The 20,096-nt window shown below is 50.1% G+C and carries 17 protein-coding genes and 2 pseudogenes; 4 read left to right on the forward strand and 15 right to left on the reverse strand.

Annotation, left to right across the window (positions count from 1 at the left end; translation table 11 throughout):
- Positions 1–216: 216 nt before the first annotated feature.
- Positions 217–1,074: pseudogene (locus AQR02_RS13975) on the forward strand (aminoglycoside phosphotransferase family protein); the annotation flags it as partial.
- Positions 1,075–1,118: 44 nt separating this feature from the next.
- Here the strand turns inward: AQR02_RS13975 and AQR02_RS13980 are convergent.
- From AQR02_RS13980 to AQR02_RS14000, 5 genes are all read right to left on the reverse strand, one after another.
- Positions 1,119–1,466 (reverse strand): DMT family transporter, encoded by a 348-nt coding sequence (locus tag AQR02_RS13980; RefSeq protein WP_054941009.1) that lies wholly within the window; start codon positions 1,464–1,466, stop codon positions 1,119–1,121.
- 28 nt (positions 1,467–1,494) lie between these two features.
- Positions 1,495–1,824 carry a DMT family transporter gene (locus AQR02_RS13985; protein ID WP_054941010.1) on the reverse strand — a complete coding sequence of 110 codons (330 nt, stop codon included), beginning with the start codon at positions 1,822–1,824 and terminating at the stop codon, positions 1,495–1,497.
- Between the two features lie 13 nt (positions 1,825–1,837).
- Positions 1,838–2,371, reverse strand: a complete 534-nt coding sequence (locus tag AQR02_RS13990) for a TetR/AcrR family transcriptional regulator (RefSeq protein WP_054941011.1) — start codon at positions 2,369–2,371, stop codon at positions 1,838–1,840.
- Between the two features lie 238 nt (positions 2,372–2,609).
- Positions 2,610–4,349, reverse strand: a complete 1,740-nt coding sequence (locus tag AQR02_RS13995) for an ABC transporter ATP-binding protein (protein ID WP_054941012.1) — start codon at positions 4,347–4,349, stop codon at positions 2,610–2,612.
- Positions 4,346–6,082, reverse strand: coding sequence for an ABC transporter ATP-binding protein (locus AQR02_RS14000; protein ID WP_054941013.1), 1,737 nt, complete (start codon positions 6,080–6,082; stop codon positions 4,346–4,348). The genes AQR02_RS13995 and AQR02_RS14000 overlap by 4 nt, the downstream gene beginning before the upstream one ends.
- A gap of 148 nt (positions 6,083–6,230) precedes the next feature.
- On the opposite strand from AQR02_RS14000, the gene AQR02_RS14005 reads away from it, so the two are divergent.
- On the forward strand, positions 6,231–7,100 hold the full coding sequence (locus AQR02_RS14005) for a LysR family transcriptional regulator (RefSeq protein WP_054941014.1): 870 nt from the start codon (positions 6,231–6,233) through the stop codon (positions 7,098–7,100).
- A 133-nt stretch (positions 7,101–7,233) separates the two neighbouring features.
- On the opposite strand, the gene htpG is transcribed toward AQR02_RS14005, so the two are convergent.
- Together htpG and AQR02_RS14015 are read right to left on the reverse strand one after the other, a co-directional pair.
- Positions 7,234–9,111, reverse strand: a complete 1,878-nt coding sequence (gene htpG / locus AQR02_RS14010; RefSeq protein ID WP_054941015.1) for a molecular chaperone HtpG — start codon at positions 9,109–9,111, stop codon at positions 7,234–7,236.
- A gap of 153 nt (positions 9,112–9,264) precedes the next feature.
- Positions 9,265–9,897 carry a DUF1796 family putative cysteine peptidase gene (locus tag AQR02_RS14015; RefSeq protein WP_054941016.1) on the reverse strand — a complete coding sequence of 211 codons (633 nt, stop codon included), beginning with the start codon at positions 9,895–9,897 and terminating at the stop codon, positions 9,265–9,267.
- Positions 9,898–10,055: 158 nt separating this feature from the next.
- Here AQR02_RS14015 and AQR02_RS14020 point away from each other — a divergent pair, with 158 nt between their 5' ends.
- Entirely contained in the window at positions 10,056–10,934 is an 879-nt protein-coding gene (locus AQR02_RS14020) for a glycosyltransferase family 2 protein (RefSeq protein ID WP_054941017.1), read from the forward strand.
- A 2-nt stretch (positions 10,935–10,936) separates the two neighbouring features.
- Here the strand turns inward: AQR02_RS14020 and AQR02_RS14025 are convergent, their stop codons facing one another.
- Positions 10,937–11,833 (reverse strand): LysR family transcriptional regulator, encoded by an 897-nt coding sequence (locus AQR02_RS14025; protein ID WP_054941018.1) that lies wholly within the window; start codon positions 11,831–11,833, stop codon positions 10,937–10,939.
- Positions 11,834–11,966: 133 nt separating this feature from the next.
- Here AQR02_RS14025 and dapA point away from each other — a divergent pair, with 133 nt between their 5' ends.
- Positions 11,967–12,842: a 4-hydroxy-tetrahydrodipicolinate synthase gene (gene dapA / locus AQR02_RS14030; RefSeq protein WP_054941019.1), complete on the forward strand. Its 876-nt coding sequence runs from the start codon at positions 11,967–11,969 to the stop codon at positions 12,840–12,842.
- A 173-nt stretch (positions 12,843–13,015) separates the two neighbouring features.
- Here dapA and AQR02_RS14035 read toward each other — a convergent pair whose 3' ends face one another.
- The 7 genes and pseudogenes from AQR02_RS14035 to AQR02_RS14065 all read right to left on the reverse strand — a co-directional run.
- On the reverse strand, positions 13,016–14,608 hold the full coding sequence (locus AQR02_RS14035; RefSeq protein ID WP_054941020.1) for a DEAD/DEAH box helicase: 1,593 nt from the start codon (positions 14,606–14,608) through the stop codon (positions 13,016–13,018).
- A gap of 231 nt (positions 14,609–14,839) precedes the next feature.
- Positions 14,840–15,412, reverse strand: a complete 573-nt coding sequence (gene pduL, locus AQR02_RS14040) for a phosphate propanoyltransferase (RefSeq protein ID WP_054941021.1) — start codon at positions 15,410–15,412, stop codon at positions 14,840–14,842.
- 186 nt (positions 15,413–15,598) lie between these two features.
- The gene (locus AQR02_RS14045) at positions 15,599–16,579 is read right to left on the reverse strand and encodes a dipeptidase (protein ID WP_245237438.1); all 981 of its coding nucleotides are present in this window, start codon (positions 16,577–16,579) and stop codon (positions 15,599–15,601) included.
- A 128-nt stretch (positions 16,580–16,707) separates the two neighbouring features.
- Complete coding sequence (locus AQR02_RS14050; protein WP_019910496.1) at positions 16,708–16,968, reverse strand: stage V sporulation protein S; 261 nt, start codon at positions 16,966–16,968, stop codon at positions 16,708–16,710.
- A 200-nt stretch (positions 16,969–17,168) separates the two neighbouring features.
- On the reverse strand, positions 17,169–17,963 hold the full coding sequence (locus tag AQR02_RS14055) for a TIGR00282 family metallophosphoesterase (RefSeq protein WP_054941023.1): 795 nt from the start codon (positions 17,961–17,963) through the stop codon (positions 17,169–17,171).
- A 102-nt stretch (positions 17,964–18,065) separates the two neighbouring features.
- On the reverse strand, positions 18,066–19,607 hold the full coding sequence (gene rny / locus AQR02_RS14060; protein ID WP_054941024.1) for a ribonuclease Y: 1,542 nt from the start codon (positions 19,605–19,607) through the stop codon (positions 18,066–18,068).
- 307 nt (positions 19,608–19,914) lie between these two features.
- Positions 19,915–20,096, reverse strand: a pseudogene (locus AQR02_RS14065) (regulatory protein RecX); the annotation flags it as partial.

A 20,096-nucleotide genomic window follows, 5' to 3' on the forward strand; every position in this document is an offset into this window, starting at 1 on the left:
CCCTACGTATGGTAAGGTTCCCGCGGTTAATCTTCAACGAATCTATCCATCTTTTTGAATTTAAAGGACAAAACTTAATTTGTTTATTATCCATAATAGGAAATTTTATAGAAAGCTTCGCAGCCTGAACGGTGGGAGCAATTTGTCACCCAGCAGCATGAGCACAAATATGTCAAGAATAAATCAAAGCAAACGGCTTAAAAAGGATAGCCTCTCGGCGAAAAATTGCCATACTGTGTCGTGCTGAAAATCCAGAAAAAATGGGAACGTTACGGTGATCCGGGTTCATGGCGCCGGGAATATGATCTCTATGCATCTGATTTGGGGGCGACGTTCTCGGATAGCTTCCGCTGGCCGATATGCTATCATCCCGAAATGAATGCCGAGCAAAACGAGTTCCAGCTGTGGCTGGAATTCATCGATGGCGTAACCGGTTTAGACTTGACTGGTGACATGTATGAACAAGCCGCATTGAAGTTAGGGCGCTATCAAGGCAACTGTATGCGGAGCAGCCTGCTGTGCTGGAAAGTCTGACTAACCTGAGCCGTGCGGATTTCATGAAGAACACGTACCTGCATTACCGATCTTGGCCGGTCGTCTACGACTATATCCGTTCGGTGGATTGCGAATTTCCGCAGCACGTGCAGCAAATGCTGATCGATATCTATGAGCACTCAGAAGAGATATTAGCTCGCATCGAACAATTGCCGCTCGTTTTGTGCCACCGGGATTTCTGGGTGACTAACCTGATTTATGCCGACGGAACAATCGCACTCATCGACTGGGATACCTCCGGTTGGGGCTACCTGGGCGAGGACCTCGCCAGCCTGATTGCGGATGAAGCGGGTATCGTATACTATCAGCGATGTGTTATCGCGTATTACAAAGGGCTTTTCGGAGTTTACGGATGCTCCCCCTGTTGCAGATCATTGCGTCTACGAGCTGATCCTGTTTATGTTCGGGTACAGACTTGTGGAGTGGTATCTCCATGCAGAGGATAATGACGGAAAGACGAATAGTATCCAGACGCTCCAAAAAATCTATGAAGTGAAGACCTGCCCTCTAAGAGGTTAGCTAACAAAACTCCGAAAGCTGTATATTAACTTATGAAATAAATTTCACAGCTGCCCCTGCGGAGCTTTTTCCGGATGTTTAGATGAGTTAAGCAGCACTACACCGCCGATAATTGCCGCAATGCCGATGAAGGACACGAAAGTAAACGGATCGCCCCACACCATCACACCGAGCAAGGCTGTCACTGCCGTCCCGACACCCGACCATACCGCATAAGCAAAGCTTAACGGAATGACCCGCAAACTCATGGACAAGCTGAAAAAGGATAGCCCCATCCCCATGACTACCCCCAGGCCGGGCAGCAGATTCGTGAAGCCGTCGGATAATTTAAGCATCGTTGTTCCGAATATTTCAAAACAGATGGCCATAGCCAGGTATATGTAACTTTTCAATGGAATCCCCCCTTCTTTGCCCGTAAAATCAATGAGATCCGCCAGTAGCAAGCTTTAGTGTAATCACACCCCCGATAATCAGCAGCAGCCCCAGCACCTTTTTGACATTAAGCCGTTCTTTATAAAAGAAAACCCCCACCATGGCTGTTAACGCCGTACCCGCTCCGGACCAAATCGCATAAGCCGTACCGAGGGAAATTGACTGCAGTGCCAGAGACAGCAAATAAAAAGCCGATCCCAGACCCAATATTACACCAATCGAGGGATAGAGCCGTTTGAAACCGTCGGATAATTTGAGCAGCGAGCTGCCGCAGACCTCAGACACAATGGCAAACGCTAGTAACACAAAAGGGTTCACAAGCCTCTTCCTCCTAATTCGTCATTTCCAGCAGTTCCTGAATGACTTTTTCGCGCAGCTCTGCGTCCAGATTCCCCAAGGAGAACATTTCGGAGAACCAGAGGCCGTCAGCAGCCAATCTTATAATGGTGGACCGCACAGGGTTTATCCCGTCGTTCTCGATGTCTTTTTGCCACAGCGCATACTGTTCCTGCAGTTTTCCGAGCAGCTCCGGCTTGCTGAAAAGTGCCGCGGTCAGCGCTGTGCTGATTCCATTCCCATCCTTAATATCATAGGCCACCGATTCTGTGTACGCTCTGCTCCACTTGCCTTGTTCAGTTACTGAAACTGCAGCCCGATCCTGGACATCGGTGACAAAGCCGCATGTCAGGTCTTCGACCAGACCCTGAATTAGGGCATTTTTATTTGGAAAATGGTGCAGCAGTCCGCCCTTGCTGACGCCTGCCTCCCTGGCCACTGCTTCGAGCGTAAGCTTCTCTACCCCCTGATTCCTGATCACGAAGGAGGCGGCAGTTAAAATAACCGTGCGCTTCGAATTAATGTTCATATGGTTCACCTCCGGATTTACTATACCGTCCGGACGGTTTTTGTGTCAAATAAAATTGCGTAATTACTAAAGAAGCCCTAGGTTAGGGTGGGGGCAATCTTCATTTTGAGAGCTTGAGGTGCGCTACATTTGCTTGAAATTCTATTTGTGGCAGTTTCCCGGAACATCAAAAAGACTGCACGCAGTAATTTTTTACTGTGTACAGTCTTTTGGCATAAGTAACTTAACGATACTATCGTTACACCGCCGCAAACTGGCTGTTGTACAGCTTGGCGTAGTGTCCGCCGCTGGCGAGCAGCTCTTCATGCGTTCCGCTCTCGACAATATCCCCGTCCTTCATATACAGGATAATATCCGACTCGCGGATCGTGGACAGCCGGTGGGCAATGACGAAGCTGGTCCGGCCGGAGATCATCTTAAGAAAAGCCTTCTGGATGCGGATTTCAGTCAGCGTATCAATGCTGCTGGTTGCTTCATCCAGAATCAGCATCGGCGGGTCAACCAGCATGACGCGGGCGATGGTGAGCAGCTGTTTCTGCCCCTGCGACAGATTGTCGCCGGAGCCGCTGATCTTCGTAGCATAGCCTTCAGGCAGCCGCTTAATGAAGCTGTGCGCATTCGCCGCTTTAGCGGCAGCAATCACTTCGTCCTCTGTCGCCTCCGGCTTGCCGTAAGCGATATTATCACGGATCGAACCGCCGAACAGCCATGTATCCTGCAGCACCATCCCGAAATTTTGCCGGAGACTGTCACGGGTAATCGTTCGGATATCTACGCCGTCAATCCGGATGCTTCCGCTATCCACATCATAGAAGCGCATTAGCAGGTTGACGAGCGTTGTCTTCCCTGCCCCCGTCTGCCCGACAATCGCCACCCGCGTTCCCGGCTTCACTTCCAGGCTGAAGCCGCGGATCAGCGGCCGCTCCGGTGTATACGCAAAGCTGACCTTATCGAAGGTGATCGTCCCTTGGCTGATACCAAGGACATGAGCGTTTGCTGCATCCGGAGTTTCCGGTGTCAGGTCCAGAATCCGGAAGATCCGCTGTGCTGAAGCCGTAGCCGACTGGAGCTGGGTAATAACACCGGTAATTTCATTGAACGGCTTCGCGAACAGGTTCGAGTAAATCAGAAAGCTAGACAGATCCCCCACCGTAAAATGCCCGCCGATAACCAGTGCACTGCCAATCATGGCGATGACTGAAAAAGTAATATTGTTGACCAGCCGGGTTGTCGGGTTGGCCAGCGAACCATAGAACTGCGATTTGACGCCGGTCAGGTATAGTTCGTTGTTGCGTTCCGAGAACCGCGCGAACGAGCGGTCCTCATAATGGTAAGCCTGCACCACTTTTTGCCCGCCAACGATTTCCTCAACATAGCCGTTCAGCCCGCCGAGGATTTTGGCCTGCTCACGGAACAGACGCTGAGAACGCGTGGTAATGAAGCGGGCGACAAAATAAGTCGCGGGTGCAGACAACAGCACCACCACCGTCATGACCGGACTGATATAGAGCATCAGCCCAATCGCTCCGGCGATGGTGACAATTCCAGTCAGCAGTGTGGAGAAGCCCTGCAGCAGGCCATCAGAAACGGCATCCATATCATTGACAAAACGGCTGATGCTGTCTCCCTGCGGATGATTGTCATGGAATTTCAGCGGAAGTGTATCCAGCTTATCGAATAATTCGCGGCGCAGATCATAAACCGTTTTATACGCTATTTTGTTAGTGTAATAGGTGAGCAGCCAGCCAAAGAAGCTGCCGACAATATAAACCGCGGCCAATAGCAGCAGCAATCGGAGGATGGCCGGAAAATCCACATTGTCCGGACCGATCATCTGATCGACTGCCTGGCCGATCAGGAGCGGACCGATCAGGCTGGCAATGACACTCAATATGGCACAGATTACCGCTGAGGTGGCGATCCCCCGGTAATGTCGCGTATAATTCAACAGTCTTTTCCATGTATCCGTGGTGTTCATTGCGCCACCTCCCTGCTGGACAGCTGCGACTCACAAATTTCCCGGTAGACGCCGCAGTCCGCCAGCAGCTCCCGGTGAGTGCCGGTTCCGGCAATCCGGCCTTCATCGAAGACGATGATCTGATCAGCCTGCTGCACGGTGCTGACCCGCTGGGATACCAGCAGCACCGTCATTTCCCGGCTGTGAAGCTTCAGCGCCTTACGTAAGGCGGCGTCAGTAGCAAAGTCTAGCGCACTGGAAGAGTCATCTAGAATAAGGATCGGCGGCCGGCCGACAACCGCACGGGCGATCGTCAGACGCTGCTTCTGCCCTCCCGATAAATTCAAACCTCCGCGGGCCACCGGCGTATCCAGCCCTTCCGGCAGCTTGCGGATAAATTCATCCGCCTGCGCTACGGCAGCAGCCTGCATAAGCTCCTCCCGGGAAGCCTCCTGCTTGCCCCAGCGGATATTCTCTGCGATCGTGCCTGTGAACAGCAGCGCCTTCTGCGGTACGATGCCAATCCGGCTCCGCAGCTGCTCCAGCGGATAGTCTTTGACATTCACGCCCCCGACTTTGATCTCGCCCTCTACCGCATCATAAAACCGCGGAATCAGATTTACAAAGGTCGATTTGCCCGAGCCGGTGCTGCCGATCAGCCCGACCGTCTGACCACGCTTGATGGTGATCGAGACATCCTGGAGTGCAAGCTCTCCGGTGCTGTTATAGCCGAAGGAGACATGCTCGAAGGAGATTGCAGGGGCATCATATTCAGCTGCAACAGCAGCGGTATTCCCTTCATCGGAAACCGAGGTGGCTGCCGCCAGTACTTCACTTACCCGGTTCGCAGAGGAGGAAGCCTTGGTGAACAGGATAACCAGATTCGAGACAACAATCAGCGCCAGCAGAATCTGGGTCACATAGTTGATAAAAGCGATAATCTCACCCTGCGAAAGCCGTCCGGCATCGATGTGTCTGCCGCCTGCCCAGAGGATGGCGATAATAGCCGTGTTCACGACCAGAGTCGTCATCGGACCCAGCCAGGCGGAGATACGTCCGACCCGGATCGCAGTCGCGGTCAGGTCATCCGATGCATTATCAAAACGCCGCTTCTCCCGGCGCGACTCAGCAAAGGCGCGGATGACACGGATACCGGACAGGTTCTCGCTGAGCACCAGCGCCAGATGATCCAGCTTCTGCTGATATTTGCGGTAGAGCGGGGAGCTGCGGGTGATGATGAAATACAGAATCACCCCGAACACTGGTGTAGCAGCAAGCAGAATCAGCGACAGCCGGAAATCCAGAATCATCGACATGATGATCGCCCCGATGCAGATAAACGGCGCCCGGACAACCAGCCGGATCAGCATGGCCACTGCCAGCTGCAGCTGGTTCACGTCATTAGTGATCCGGTTGATCAGCGAAGGTGTACCGAAGAGGTCCAGCTCCGCATAAGACAAGGAGGAGATATGCTTGAACATCTTGTTACGAAGTGATGTGCCGAAGCCCTGGGATGCGCGGGCCGCATAATATTGGCAAACCATGGAACAGCCGAAGCCAAGCAGCGTCATGAACAGCATCAGCCCGCCCATCTTGTACACATAGGCACTGTCATTCTTACCGATCCCGTTATTAACGATCAGCGCGACAATCGTCGGCAGCAGCAGCTCCAGGATCGCCTCAAGCAGCTTGAAGATCGGCCCGAGAATAACCTCTTTTTTGTACGGTTTTAGAAAAACAGCCATTTTGAACATCATTACCTCACCAGCCTATACAATATGTAACCCCTATGAAATCATGAAAAGACCCGTTATGATTATGTCATATCCGTTTACATATTAATAATATTGGTTTCGTATCAATGCGATACGAATTGCATATATCAAATCGGGAGGTTTTCATATGGATATCAGACAGCTCAAATACTTTTTGGCTATTGCCGAAGAAGGACAAATCACTTCAGCGGCAAGGAAGCTGCAAATGGCCCAGCCGCCGCTCAGCCAGCAGCTGAGGCTGCTGGAGGAAGAGCTCGGCGTGAAGCTTGTGGAGCGCGGCCCGCGCAGCGTTCAGCTCACCGATGCCGGGGTGATCCTGCGCGGCCGGGCACAGCAGATTCTGGAGCTGGCAGACTCGACCACCCGGGAAATCAATGATTTCGTGAATGGCCTGCAGGGAACGCTCTCGATCGGAACCGTCTCCTCTTCTGCCGCCACCCTGCTCCAGGACCGGCTCCGCGAATTCCACAAAATGTATGCCGGAGTCAAATTTGAAATCCATGAGGGCAATACTTATACGATTATTGATCTGCTGAATAAAGGAATCATCGAAGTCGGTATTGTCCGCACCCCGTTCAACAGCACCAGCCTCGAATGCGTGTACGCAGCGGCTGAACCTATGATTGCCGTGATGACTGCTGAATATGACTGGAGCAGTGCGGGAACCTCCATTGATATTGGCGAACTAAAGAGCAGGCCGCTAATCATCTACCGCCGCTTTGAGCAGCTGATCCGTGAAACCTGCCTGGAGCATGGCTTCAATCCTGATGTGTTCTGCATGAACGATGATGCCCGCACAACCCTGCTCTGGGCCAATGCCGGGCTTGGCATCGGCATTATTCCAAGGTCGGCGCTCAGCCTGGCCGACAACAGCAATCTGCTGTTCAAGGAAATCCGCAGCGAGTCCCTGCATACCCGCATCGCGGCTGTATGGGTCAAGGATAAATTCCTCTCCTCGCTGGCCGCTAATTTTATTGATAGCTTCAGAAGCAATTAGTCAATATAAGCCTACAGGTGACTGCTTCCATTCGATTCCGGGGTCTTTGCATAACCTAACAAAACAACCCGCCCCGGCCAGCGCCGGAAGCGGGTTGTTTCAGCTGCACTCCCTGGCAGGAATGCCGCGTAGTTTAAACCATGATTTTGCAAATATCGTTCGTGAACTGCACCGGATCATTCACCTGCAGACCTTCGATCAGCAGCGCCTGATTGTACAACAGATTCGTGTACAGGCCCAGCTTCTCCTTGTCCCCTTCGGCAGCAGCCTTCAAGGATTTGAAGACATCGTGGTTCACGTTAATTTCCAGCACCTTGTCCGCTTGAACCTCTTGGCCATTAGGCATCGCTTTGAGGATTTTCTCCATCTCAATCGTCAGTTCGCCTTCGGTGGACAGGCAGACCGGATGGGATTTCAGCCGCTTGGAGGCTTTGACTGCCTCCACTTTGCCGGACAGGATGCCCTGCATGGCTTCGAACAAGCCCTTGTTCTCATTTTCTTCCTCTTCCGACGGTTTGTCTGCTGCATCTTCGATGCCGAGGTCCCCGCTGGACACGTTTTTGAATTCTTTTTCCTTGTAGGACATAATCATCTTGATTGCAAATTCATCGATATCGTCAGTGAAATAGAGAATTTCATAGCCCTTATCCGAAACCATCTCCGTCTGCGGCAGCTTCTCGATCCGTTCCACCGATTCCCCGGACGCATAGTAGATATACTTCTGGTCTTCCGGCATTCTCTCTACGTATTCAGCCAGCGTAACCTGTTTCTTCTCCTTGGAAGAGTAGAACATCAGCAGGTCCTGAAGGGTTTCTTTTTCCATGCCATAATCATTGTATACCCCGAACTTCAGCTGTCTGCCAAAAGATTTATAGAACGTCTCATATTTCTCACGCTCGTCCTTAAGCAGACTCAGGAGCTGGCTCTTGATCTTACTCTTGATGTTCTTCGCGATCAGCGTCAGCTGGCGGTCATGCTGCAGCAGCTCGCGGGAGATGTTGAGTGACAGATCCTCGGAATCGACCATCCCTTTGACGAAGCTGAAATAGTCCGGCAGCAGGTCGCCGCATTTGTTCATAATCAGCACGCCGTTGGAGTAGAGCTCCAAGCCTTTTTCATACTCTTTGGTGTAATAGTCAAACGGAGTATTCTCCGGAATGAACAGAATCGCGTTATACACCACAGCACCGTCGGCACTGATATGGATATGCTTAAGCGGCTTGTCGAAGCCATAGCGTTTCTCCGAGTAGAAGTTGTTGTAATCCTCTTCGGTCAGCTCGTTCTTATTCTTGCGCCAGATCGGCACCATGCTGTTGACGGTCTGCTCTTCCTGAACCTGTTCGAACTCGCCTTCGCTGCCTTCCTTCGGCTTGCTGGAGGTGATGTCCATCTTGATCGGGAAGCGGATGAAATCAGAATATTTCTTAATGATTGATTTCAGGCGGTATTCTTCCAGGAACTCGTCATAATTGTCTTCTTCGGTATTCGCTTTAATCTTCAAAATGATTTCGGTACCTACTGCATCCTTCTCAGCAGGCTCAATCGTATACCCGTCAGCACCCTGGGATTCCCATTTGTACGCCTGGTCACTGCCCAGCGCCTTACTGATCACAGTAACATCCTCAGCAACCATAAAGGCGGAATAGAAACCAACCCCGAACTGCCCGATAATGTTATGGCCGTCCTTGGCTTCATTATCCTTCTTGAACGCAAAAGAGCCGCTGTTCGCAATAATACCCAGGTTGTTCTCCAGCTCTTCCTGCGTCATCCCGATCCCGGTATCAGAAATTGTCAATGTCCGGCTAGCTTTATCAGCAGTTACTTTAATGTAATAATCCTCTTTATTAAACACCAGACCCTCATCGGCCAGTGCTTTGTAATAGATTTTGTCGATGGCATCGCTTGCATTCGAGATCAGCTCCCGCAGGAAAATCTCCCGCTGCGTATAGATGGAGTTAATCATCATTTCAAGCAGTCTTTTGGATTCGGCTTTGAACTCTTTTTTGGACATGAATATAGTAATCTCCTTTCAAAAATATCCTTCGGATTACTTCCGGATGATTAGCACTCCACAATGATGAGTGCTAACACTTCCTTTTATATACCATATCCACGTTTTTGATGTCAATATCTTGCTGCATTGAGAATCATTTTTGGCCCATGATTAGTAACGTACATGGAATCCTTCCAGGAGAGTTTTCCATAAATAGTCATTATCGTGAAACTCATCCGGCACCAAGGGGATTTGCAGGGCACAGACATTAGGAAAAGGCCACGGGGTTTCCACAATTCCGCTTACCGGAGCATGATTAATCACGAGCAAATTGAATTCACCGGCCACCAGCGTGTTTAGCACATCCAGCAGCTCCGCCGTTTCATGAATTGTCCCTTCAGTGCGGATAAACAGAATCCGGTTAGAGTTTCTGAGCGTTTCCAAAAACCGCGGGACACGCCGGGTGATTTTCCCCCTAAGCTTCGGGTAGCTCATTAGCTGGGTTGGAGTATTCTCATGAAGCGGAAAGTCGTGGTGGGAGAAGATATGGTACGCTGCATCCCTCACAATATAGCAGCCTGCATGTTCATTAATGCCGGTAATCGCCAGATTAGGGAATTCCATAAAATTCATAAACTGATTCCGCAAAAGCTGGCTGACCCCCGGCAAAGCAGGTGACTCCACCCAGTCAAGGACGCCTCCAATTTTTCTGAGCATATGACGCGACAATTGGTCCGCAACCAGACAATTTTGTCCCAAACTGTAAATGACATCGTAAGTTCCTTTGATCCCATTGAAATCCATGACCCATTCCCCCTCATCCCTTTATCTTTATTTAATTAATTCCATAGATAAAGGGTTTGGACTATCCGGACGATATCCGGACATCTGGTCTAGTATGCAGATCAGCCTCCCTGATTCTCGCATACTATAAATTCAGAATAGTAAGGATGGTGAAAACATTGGTTAAAATATCAGTGCTCATGCCGGTTTATAATATGGCTCCGTATATTGAGGAAACGATCTGCAGCATTTTAACGCAAACCTATTCCGATTTCGAGCTGCTTATTCTAGATGACGGATCTACCGACGGAACCTTAGATATAATTAAGAAATTCGATGATAAGAGGATTAGAGTACTAACGCATACAGTGAACCAGGGATTAATTGCGACCTTGAACCAAGGCATTGATTTATGCACGGGGGAGTATATCGCGCGGATGGATGGTGATGATATTGCTCTGCCCCACCGGTTTGAACGTCAAGTGAATTTCATGGATGTCCATCAGGACTGTGGCGTTTGCGGTTCTCAGGTTTATTTGTTAGGCATAGATTCCATTACCACTAAACCGTTAAATCATGAGGCGATCCGGTGCTGGCAGTTATTCCATTGTACAATGGTGCATCCAGCTGTTATGATCCGCAAATCCGTACTGGAGCAGTATGGTATCAGATATCTCCCTTACATTCATGCGGAGGACTATGAAATATGGAACCGGTTAAGCGCAGTCACCCAGATGGTTAATTTGCCTGAGATACTGCTTATGTACAGACAACATCCAAATCAGATCTCCAGTATCCACCAAGGAATACAACAGGTCCAATCTGAATGTATCCGCAGAGATCAGCTGCGCCTGATCGGTATTGACCCCTCTGCTGAGGAGTATCAGACTCACTTGGATTTTTGCCATTTTAGAATACGGACAGGTGAACCCGATCATTATTATCGATGTTTAGCATGGGCCCACAAAATCCTGGAGGGTAATTTACGGCAGCAAGTCTATGATCAACAGACCTTAAATTTGGTATTATCGCAATGCTTCAGTTTATCCAGATATTAGCATCAAAGTGCCACAGACTTTGCCTCAGCATCCGCCTGCAGCATCTGAATCAGGGATTGCAGCGGCAGAGACTTCCACTTCTTCGGATGAATGAGCAGCTGCAGGTCAAAATGAATCTCCGGATGGGTAAATGGCAGCTCGGCCAGATTCCCGCGTTCAATCTCTTCCTCCGCCACAATTCTCGGCAGCAGGGCAATCCCCAGACCGTTCCGCACACATCGTTTGATGGCTTCCAGGTTGGATAGCTCAAAGCCGATCCGGAACACGATTCCGTGCTCACGAAGCAAATTCTCAAACAGGCTGCGGTAGATACAGCTCTCTTCCGAGACAATCAGCTCACAGTTGTTCAGATCCTGCAGGGTAATATTCGTAAGCTTCGCCAGCGGATGATTAGCGGGTGCCACCAGTACCAGCGGCTCATCCCTTATTATCGTCCGCTCCAGCAGTGAATCGGTCGTACTCCGGTCCAGCATGAGGCCGATATCCACCTCTCCATCCCTGATTTTGGACACCAGATTCGCTTCCTGCTCCGTTTGCAGATGGATGTTGAGTCCGGGAAAAGTTGTCCGCAGCTGCTGCAAAAAAGGCGGAAGGTAAAAGGCCGCCAGTGAATCAATCGTCCCGATGGTCAGCGTCCCTCCGATTTGCTGGGCAATCGTTTCTTTAGAGCGGTCATATAAATCAAGAATCTCCACGAACAGCTTCAATAGCTCTTCTCCAGGCGGGGTCAGGCGCAGGATACGTCCATGACGTTCCATTAGCGTGACCCCGTATTCTTTTTCAATCTTCTGTATCTGCATGGTTACACTGGACTGGGCATACCCCAGTTCCTCAGCTGCACGCGTGAAGCTCTGACGCTTCGCTACCTCGCGGAAGGTCCGCATATAGGTTAAATCCATTTCACTCACCCTTTAGACCGTGATATAACATCAATATTATTGATGACCCATATCATTTATTATAGCTAACGCCGATGGAATGTTCCATGCTAAAGTAGAATAAAAGCATTTAAAAATTTGGAGGACGATATTCATGTTAACAGAAGAACAGATTTATGGAATCTATGTTCCCGTGGTAACACCGTTCAATGCCGCCGGCGAGATTGATCTACCTTCGTATCAGCGTTATGTGAACAACATCATCAAGAACAAAATTCATGGTCTGGTCGTAAATGGAACCACTGGAGAATCGCCGACAGTCAACATACAAGAATTACAGACACTGATTACTGCCTCACAGCAGCTGCTGCAAGGCAGTGATATTCCGCTGGTCATCGGAACAGGTACCAATGATACAATGTCTACCGTTGCCCGCACAGAGCTTGCTGCAGGCCTGGGAGCCGATGCTGCACTCGTTGTCGTGCCTTACTACAGCCGTCCTTCTCAAGCGGGCATCATTGCCCATTTCCGCAAGGCAGCCGAAGTCGGCATTCCGATCATCGCCTATGACATTCCCGGCCGTGCCGGAGTCGGCATGACCGTCGATACCGCCCGCACCATCCTGGAGATGGACAACGTTGTTGGCCTGAAAGACTGCTCCGGTTCGCCGCTGCTCGTCTCTGAGCTGTCCCGCCTCGGCTCCAAGCCGGTGCTCTGCGGTGATGACCTTAGTTTCTTCGACATGCTGGGCTGCGGAGCCGCCGGAGGCATGCTGGCTTCCGCCAACGTGCATACCGCGAAGTTCCTGAGCATCTTCGATCAATACAAAGCCGGCCAGGTAGATGCTGCCAGAGCCGAATACGACCGGCTGTTGCCGCTCATGAAGCTGCTCTTCAAGGAATCAAACCCAGCCCCGATCAAATGGCTGCTCAGCGTGCAGGGTGAGATTGCTTCAGATACCCTCCGCCTGCCGATGACCTCGATCAGCGAATCCCTGCGTGAAGAACTGGGTGCTTATTTAGCCGGCTAAGTCCTTCGCCATTAAATGATGACCTTAGAAGCAAACCCGTATTGTATACTCTATGCAGAGCTTACAATACGGGTTTTTTGTGTAAATTGGGTCTGCTAATTTAGATTAATTGTACAAAAAAACAGCATCCTCCCCTATAAGGAAGGACGCTGCATCATTGATCGAGTAGCTGATTATTGCGGTCTGCCGGCATTAACCGGGGCTTTATTGGCGTTCCGGTTCGGACTTGAGTGGCCGCCCGGTCTGCCTTGGCTGCCGTTTGATCTTGCTCCAGGTCTGCTTGCGCCAGAACCAGTAGCTGATCCTCCGGCTCCGCCTGGCCGGTTACCCTGCGCACCTTTGGCATATCCGCCAGTTCTATTCCCTTGAGAACCGTTAGTACTCGCGCCGGGTTTGCCTGCTCCCGCGTTCCGTGCTCCTGCAGGTCTGTCGTTTGCGCTTCCGCTAACCCGGCCGCCATTTCTGCTGCCGGAGTCCGGACTGGCTTGACCGTTTGTTCCACTCTTCGGCTTGTTCCCTTGCGTGAACCATTCCGTTTTCGGCTTGCGCGGCGGATTCGCTTTGGATTTTGCTGCCGGTTTGGCCGGTGCTTTTGCCGGACGGTCATTCAGCAGCGCCAGTGTGCTTTTGGACATCGGATAGTCATGTTCCTTGATTTCCGGAATCGTCTTGCCGATCAGCTTCTGGATATCCTTCAGGTAAGGTATCTCTTCCTCTTCACATAAGGAAATGGCAACTCCGCTCATCCCTGCACGGCCGGTACGGCCAATACGGTGGACATAGGTTTCCGGAATGTTCGGCAGGTTAAAGTTGATGACATGGGACAGCTCATCAATATCGATCCCCCGGGCAGCGATGTCAGTTGCCACGAGCACACGGGTCGCCCCGCTCTTGAAGTTGCGCAGCGCATTCTGGCGGTCATTCTGCGACTTGTTGCCGTGAATCGCTTGGGCGGTAATATTAATTTTGGCCAAATCACGGGTCACCCGGTCAGCGCCGCGTTTGGTGCGGGTGAAGACCAGTGCCGACACAATCGATTGGTCCTGCAGCAGGCGGTTCAGCTGATTCTGCTTATTGCCGTTCTGCAGCAAATACACAGACTGTTCGATACGGTCTACCGTAGAAGATACCGGGGTAATCTCGATTTTCACCGGATTCACGAGCAGCGTCTTGATCAGCTGTGAAATCTCCGACGGCATCGTCGCGGAGAAGAACAAGGTTTGCTTTTTGCTCGGCATTTTGGCAATAATCCGTTTAACGTCATGAATGAAGCCCATATCCAGCATCCGGTCGGCTTCATCCAGCACCAGAATCTGCACATATTGCAGGTCTACATGCTTCTGGGCGATCAGGTCGATCAGACGGCCCGGTGTGGCGATCAGAATGTCCGCTCCCTGGCTTAACGCCCGCTCCTGTGCCTTTTGCGACACACCGCCGACAATGGCAGTAGAACGGATACCGGTGAATTTACTGTAGGCCTGAATATTTTCATAGATTTGCAGGGCCAGCTCCCGGGTAGGAGTGAGAATCAGCGAACGAATGCGGCGTTTTCCGCCGGTAACGGCCGGCTGCTGGCTTAACAGCTGGATGATCGGCAAAGAAAAAGCAGCCGTTTTGCCTGTTCCGGTCTGTGCGCAGCCCAGTACGTCTCTGCCAGCCAGAGCTGCAGGTATAGCTTCTTCCTGAATCGGTGTTGGGGATGTATAGTTTTCCAGGCTTAACGCCTTGAGAATCGCTGGGGTTAAATTAAGCTCATTAAAAGTCATGTATGTCTCCTTAGTTTGTAATACATATATTTTCAGATCACCCGGCTTTGCGGGATTACGTTTATTCCTGCGTTTCCACATAGCGCAGAGCTAAGTCATAACAAATAATGATACCACAGATTCGGATATAAAATAACCCTGCAAAATATATCCCGGAACCGGCTCAGAAAACGTCCCATAAAAAAGGAGCGGAGGACTGTTCCCCCGCTCCCTACTGTATAAAATGTAAGACTAATCTACAATTTCAGCTGTGTCGCCGTTGTTGGCACCTGCAGCATTGGCTTCGTCGGTGTCGATATGCATATCGAGTTTAAAGCTGTCGGATACACGTGCAAGCACGTTTTCGAGCACCAGACCGCGTTCTCCGCCAAGGCGGACTTTCAGCATTTGCTTGTCGGAAATGCCCCAAGCTTCTGCTTCGGAAGTATGGAAGTGAATGTGACGGGCTGCAATAATAACGCCTGTTTCCAGTTCAACTTCACCGGCTGGTCCTTTAAGAGTAATGCCTGGTGTGCCTTCGATATGTCCGGATTCACGGACAGGGGCTTTCACGCCAAGGCTGAAAGAGTCGGTGCGGGAAATTTCCAATTGCGATGCCGGGCGGACAGGTCCGAGAATTCTTACTTTGTCGAACTTGCCTTTGCTGCCGATTACCGCCACTTGCTCGTTTGCTGCGAATTGTCCTGTTTGGGAGAGCGGTTTGAACTCAGTCAATTGATAACCTGGGCCAAACAACGCTTCCACATGCTCCTGCGTAAGGTGAATATGTCGGGCCGACACACCTACGGGTACAGTCTTGCTCATCGTAAAGTCACTCCTTGTATTTTCTCTAGTATCTGTACAAGCCACTGAACATTATACCTCTTCTTACCCAAAAATAAAAAGACCCTCTTCACAAAGAGCGTCTTTTTTTCAATATTCCCCTGCTTTTGAACCCTAATGTGTCACGGTTTCGCCATTTAATCTACCCTGTTCCGAAATGACATGACTTTATGGCCTGGGTGGTAGATGCTCGCTTAAAAACCGCATTGCATTGTCATACAACCAGCCCCGTACCTCATCCTCCGGATAATATTTTAGCAGCAGCTCGGCGAACTCCGCATATTTCCCAGGATGCTCTAACCCCTCTACCCACGCATCAATGCCGTCAAAATCAGAGCCGAACATCAGTTGTTTGGTCCCCCCTAAGCCGCAGATATGCTCAATATGCCTCCGCACATCATCACGTTTCGCTCCGCCTCCATCACGGACAAACCAGGGAACGAAGGTAAGACCCATCCGCCCGTCCATTGCGATCAGCGCCTTGATCTGCTCATCACTCAGGTTGCGGGGATGGCCGCAAATAGCTGCTGCATTGGAATGCGAAGCTATAAACGGACGTTTACTGCGCTCGGTCAGCTCCCAAAATCCTGCTGGCGCCAAATGTGACACATCCAGCAGCATTCCGCTTTTGTTACACCATTCGATCAGCTGCCGACCTTTTTCCGTAAACCCGCCGTTTCTTGCTTCCAGCACGCCGTCAGCGGCCCAATTGGCATAATTCCAAGTTATTCCGAACAATCGCACTCCCAGCTCAAAACACAGCTGCGCATAAAACAGATTGCCCTCCAGACCGTCTACACCCTCCAGAGAGAGCACCCCCCCGGCCGTTGCCGCCGCAGTAGCTTCTACTGCCTCCTCCTTCCAGCGCAGCCACTGCAATTGCTCTGAGCCAATGATCTTCTCGCGGAACAGATCAAGCTGGCCGAGCACACTTTCAAAGCTTGGTCTTCCCCTAGCCTCAGACAAATAAATCGCAAAAACCTGCAGTCCTACATTTCCCGCAGCAAGCCGCTCCATAGTAACATCCAGCCGGCCGTCATTTTTAAAGCTGATCTGCGGACTTGCCTGCAGCTTACTCAGTACGTCACAATGAAAATCCGCAACTTTAAACCCACCTGCTGCCTTCATCTGTCCACCCGCTTTCAACATCGTTTGCTGAAGTTCTGCCTTTGGCTACATGATCATCATAGTCTATGCCTATTATGATCAGCTTTTTCCTGCACAGCAAAAAACCTGTTTACTCGAAGTAAACAGGCCCATCAGAATAAGTCCATTAATTATCTGGGTTCAACAATCAGTTTAATCGCCGTCCGATCCTCTCCATCAATCACGATGTCAGTGAAGGCTGGAATGCAGATCAAGTCGACACCGCTTGGTGCGACAAATCCCCGGGCGATGGCAACAGCTTTGACGGCTTGGTTTAGCGCTCCTGCTCCAATAGCTTGTAGCTCGGCCGATCCACGTTCACGAAGAACACCCGCTAATGCGCCGGCAACGGAATTTGGATTGGATTTAGCTGATACTTTTAATACATCCATAGTAAGTACCTCCCCTGGGAAAATGATGGTGTTCTTCCACTACTGTAGATGTTATTCGCGGGAGAAGAAATAATTCCTTCTTTTTGCGGACTACTCTGGAGAAAATAGTACAAAAGATACTCTTTTTCGATATAAAAAATATCACACTTTACCCAAAATCGGCGATTTTTCCCGAATTACCTACTTCATGTTGTCCAGTTTTAGCTCATGATCCATTCATCTTCACGCAAGCGGATTTTCTCCAGACGTGTGGCTTTTCCAGTAGCCTCGTCAATCTCCGCGAATAACCCGTGTAACTGCCATTTGCCTTCATCAACCACAAACCGGGCCGGAAGCTGGGTAGTGAATTTATAAAGGACCGCATCCTTTTCCATACCCAGAATTCCTTCTCTTGAACCAACCATTCCGGCATCAGTTAAGTAGGCGGTTCCGCCAGGGAGGATCACATCATCATTGCTCTGCACATGCGTATGGGTGCCGACTACTATCGAAGCCAGTCCATCCATAAAATAACCCATTGCGATCTTTTCGGAAGTTGCTTCCGCATGGAAATCAACGAGGATGCATTTGTGATTCCGGCGCAGCTCCTCCACAATCTCTTCACCTATGCGGAATGGATCATCAATCGCCGGCAAAAAGGTACGGCCCTGCAAATTTACAATCGCCAGCTGTTTACCGTTGCCCTTAACGACCGTGTACCCTCTGCCTGGCGTTCCCGGCGGAAAATTGGCCGGACGGATCATCCGCGGCTCGTCGTCGATAAATTCAAAAATATCCTTGTTGTCCCACGTATGGTTGCCCAGCGTAATGCCGTGAACCCCCCAGTTAAAAAACTCATTAGCAATCGCAGATGTAATCCCTCTGCCGGCTGCAGCATTCTCGCCGTTGACGATAATGATATGCGGCTGATATTTACTTTTCAGTGAAGGCAGCATTTCACGCAGTGCTTTTCTGCCGGTATTGCCTACTATGTCACCTATAAATAAGACTTTAATGTCGTTCTCCTCCTAAAAGCATACTGTAAAGCTATCCTTCGCTTCCATTTACTGAATCTGTATGAAAGAAAAAAGGCCCCGCACGGGGGCCGATTTCCTTGCTTATTTAGCGTATTCAACAGCCCGTGTCTCGCGGATAACGGTAACCTTGATGTGACCCGGATAATCCAGCTCACTCTCGATCATCTTCGTTATGTCACGTGCCAGACGGAAGCTTTCTGCATCATCGATCTTCTCAGGCTGTACCATTACACGAACCTCGCGGCCCGCTTGGATAGCATAAGACTTCTCGACGCCTTCGAAGCTTTCGGAAATCTCCTCGAGCTTCTCCAGACGTTTGATGTAGGTTTCCAGTGTCTCACGGCGTGCGCCAGGGCGTGCTGCCGACAATGCGTCAGCCGCTCCAACCAGCATCGCAATAACCGAAGTAGCTTCGCAGTCTCCGTGGTGGGACGCGATACTGTTGATAACAACAGGATGTTCTTTGTATTTCTTCGCCAGTTCAACGCCAATCTCAACGTGTGAACCTTCCACTTCATGATCCAGTGCTTTACCGATATCATGGAGCAGCCCGGCACGTTTAGCAAGCACGATGTCTTCCCCAAGCTCACCGGCCATAAGTCCAGTCAAATAAGCAACCTCCATGGAGTGCTTGAGTACATTTTGACCGTAGCTCGTACGGAACTTCAGACGGCCGAGAATTTTGATCAGATCCGGGTGCAGACCGTGAACGCCAACCTCGAAGGTTGCTTGTTCACCGTATTCACGAATCCGTTCATCCACTTCTTTGCGGGATTTCTCCACCATTTCTTCAATCCGCGCCGGATGGATACGTCCATCAGCAACCAGCTTCTCAAGTGCCGTGCGGGCCACTTCGCGGCGAATCGGATCAAATCCCGACAGAATAACAGCTTCCGGCGTATCATCGATAATGAGATCAATACCAGTAAGAGTTTCCAGTGCACGAATATTACGGCCTTCACGGCCGATAATCCGGCCTTTCATCTCTTCATTCGGAAGTGTTACCACAGACACGGTTGTTTCAGCAACATGATCAGCTGCACAGCGCTGGATAGCCAGGGTAATGATTTCACGGGCCTTCTTGTCCGCTTCCTCCTTGGCCTGCTGTTCAATTTCTTTGATCATCTGCGCAGTCTCGTGGCGAACTTCCTGCTCTACATTGCTTAGAATGATACTTCTGGCATCATCGATGCTCAAATTGGAGATGCGCTCCAACTCGGTAACCTGATTCTTGTAAATAACATCAATTTGCTGTTGCGTTTCGTCAATTCGTTTCTCTTTGTTAGCTACTTGTTCTTCTTTTCGTTCAAGCGATTCCATTTTTTTATCCAGAGATTCTTCCTTTTGCAGCAAACGTCTCTCTTGCCGTTGGATTTCATTCCGACGTTCACGAGTTTCTTTCTCAGCCTCAGTACGGATTCTGTGGACTTCGTCCTTAGCTTCGAGTACCGTTTCCTTCTTCAGCGCCTCAGCCTCTTTCTTCGCGTTCTCCACGATGACAACGGCTTCTTTCTCGGCACTTGAAATTTTAGCTTCTGCAAGGGATTTACGAATAAAATAACCGAATCCAAAGAATATTGCAGCTACAACGAGAACGATTATGACCCAGATTGCAGGATGCATCTGTTCACCTCCTCGTTGGTTCCTCCAAGGAACAAGCCTTGGGAATTGTGCAGTTGTTAAACTATCCGTTCATCACCATACAAAAAACCGGTAATACACCGATTGCCATACTGCACATGCTGCACATGCACACTGCCCGCCTTATCCGGCGATTACATTTCATATGAGTTGTACGCGAACCGGTTCCTAAGATTCAGCTTTTTGGGAAGGAAAAAGGATTCTTAGTTTATGCCGATTCATGTTATATTTTATTATTTATAAAAAGACATTGTCAAGAGAGTCGATAACGCCATTAAAGTCAAGAGAATCAGTCAGGATCGTAAAACTCTTCATCTTCACCTGCAAAATCCTCTTCCTCACGTAAAATATTCATAACCTGACGGACCAAATCACCGGAAAAGCCGCGCCGCATCAGGAAAGCTCCTGTCTTTCTGCGTTTGTCGTTAACATCCCCGCGGATCATATTCCATTTCTCCCTTCCCGTCTGCA

The sequence above is a fragment of the Paenibacillus ihuae genome, assembly GCF_001368795.1.
Classification (GTDB): domain Bacteria; phylum Bacillota; class Bacilli; order Paenibacillales; family Paenibacillaceae; genus Paenibacillus_AQ; species Paenibacillus_AQ ihuae.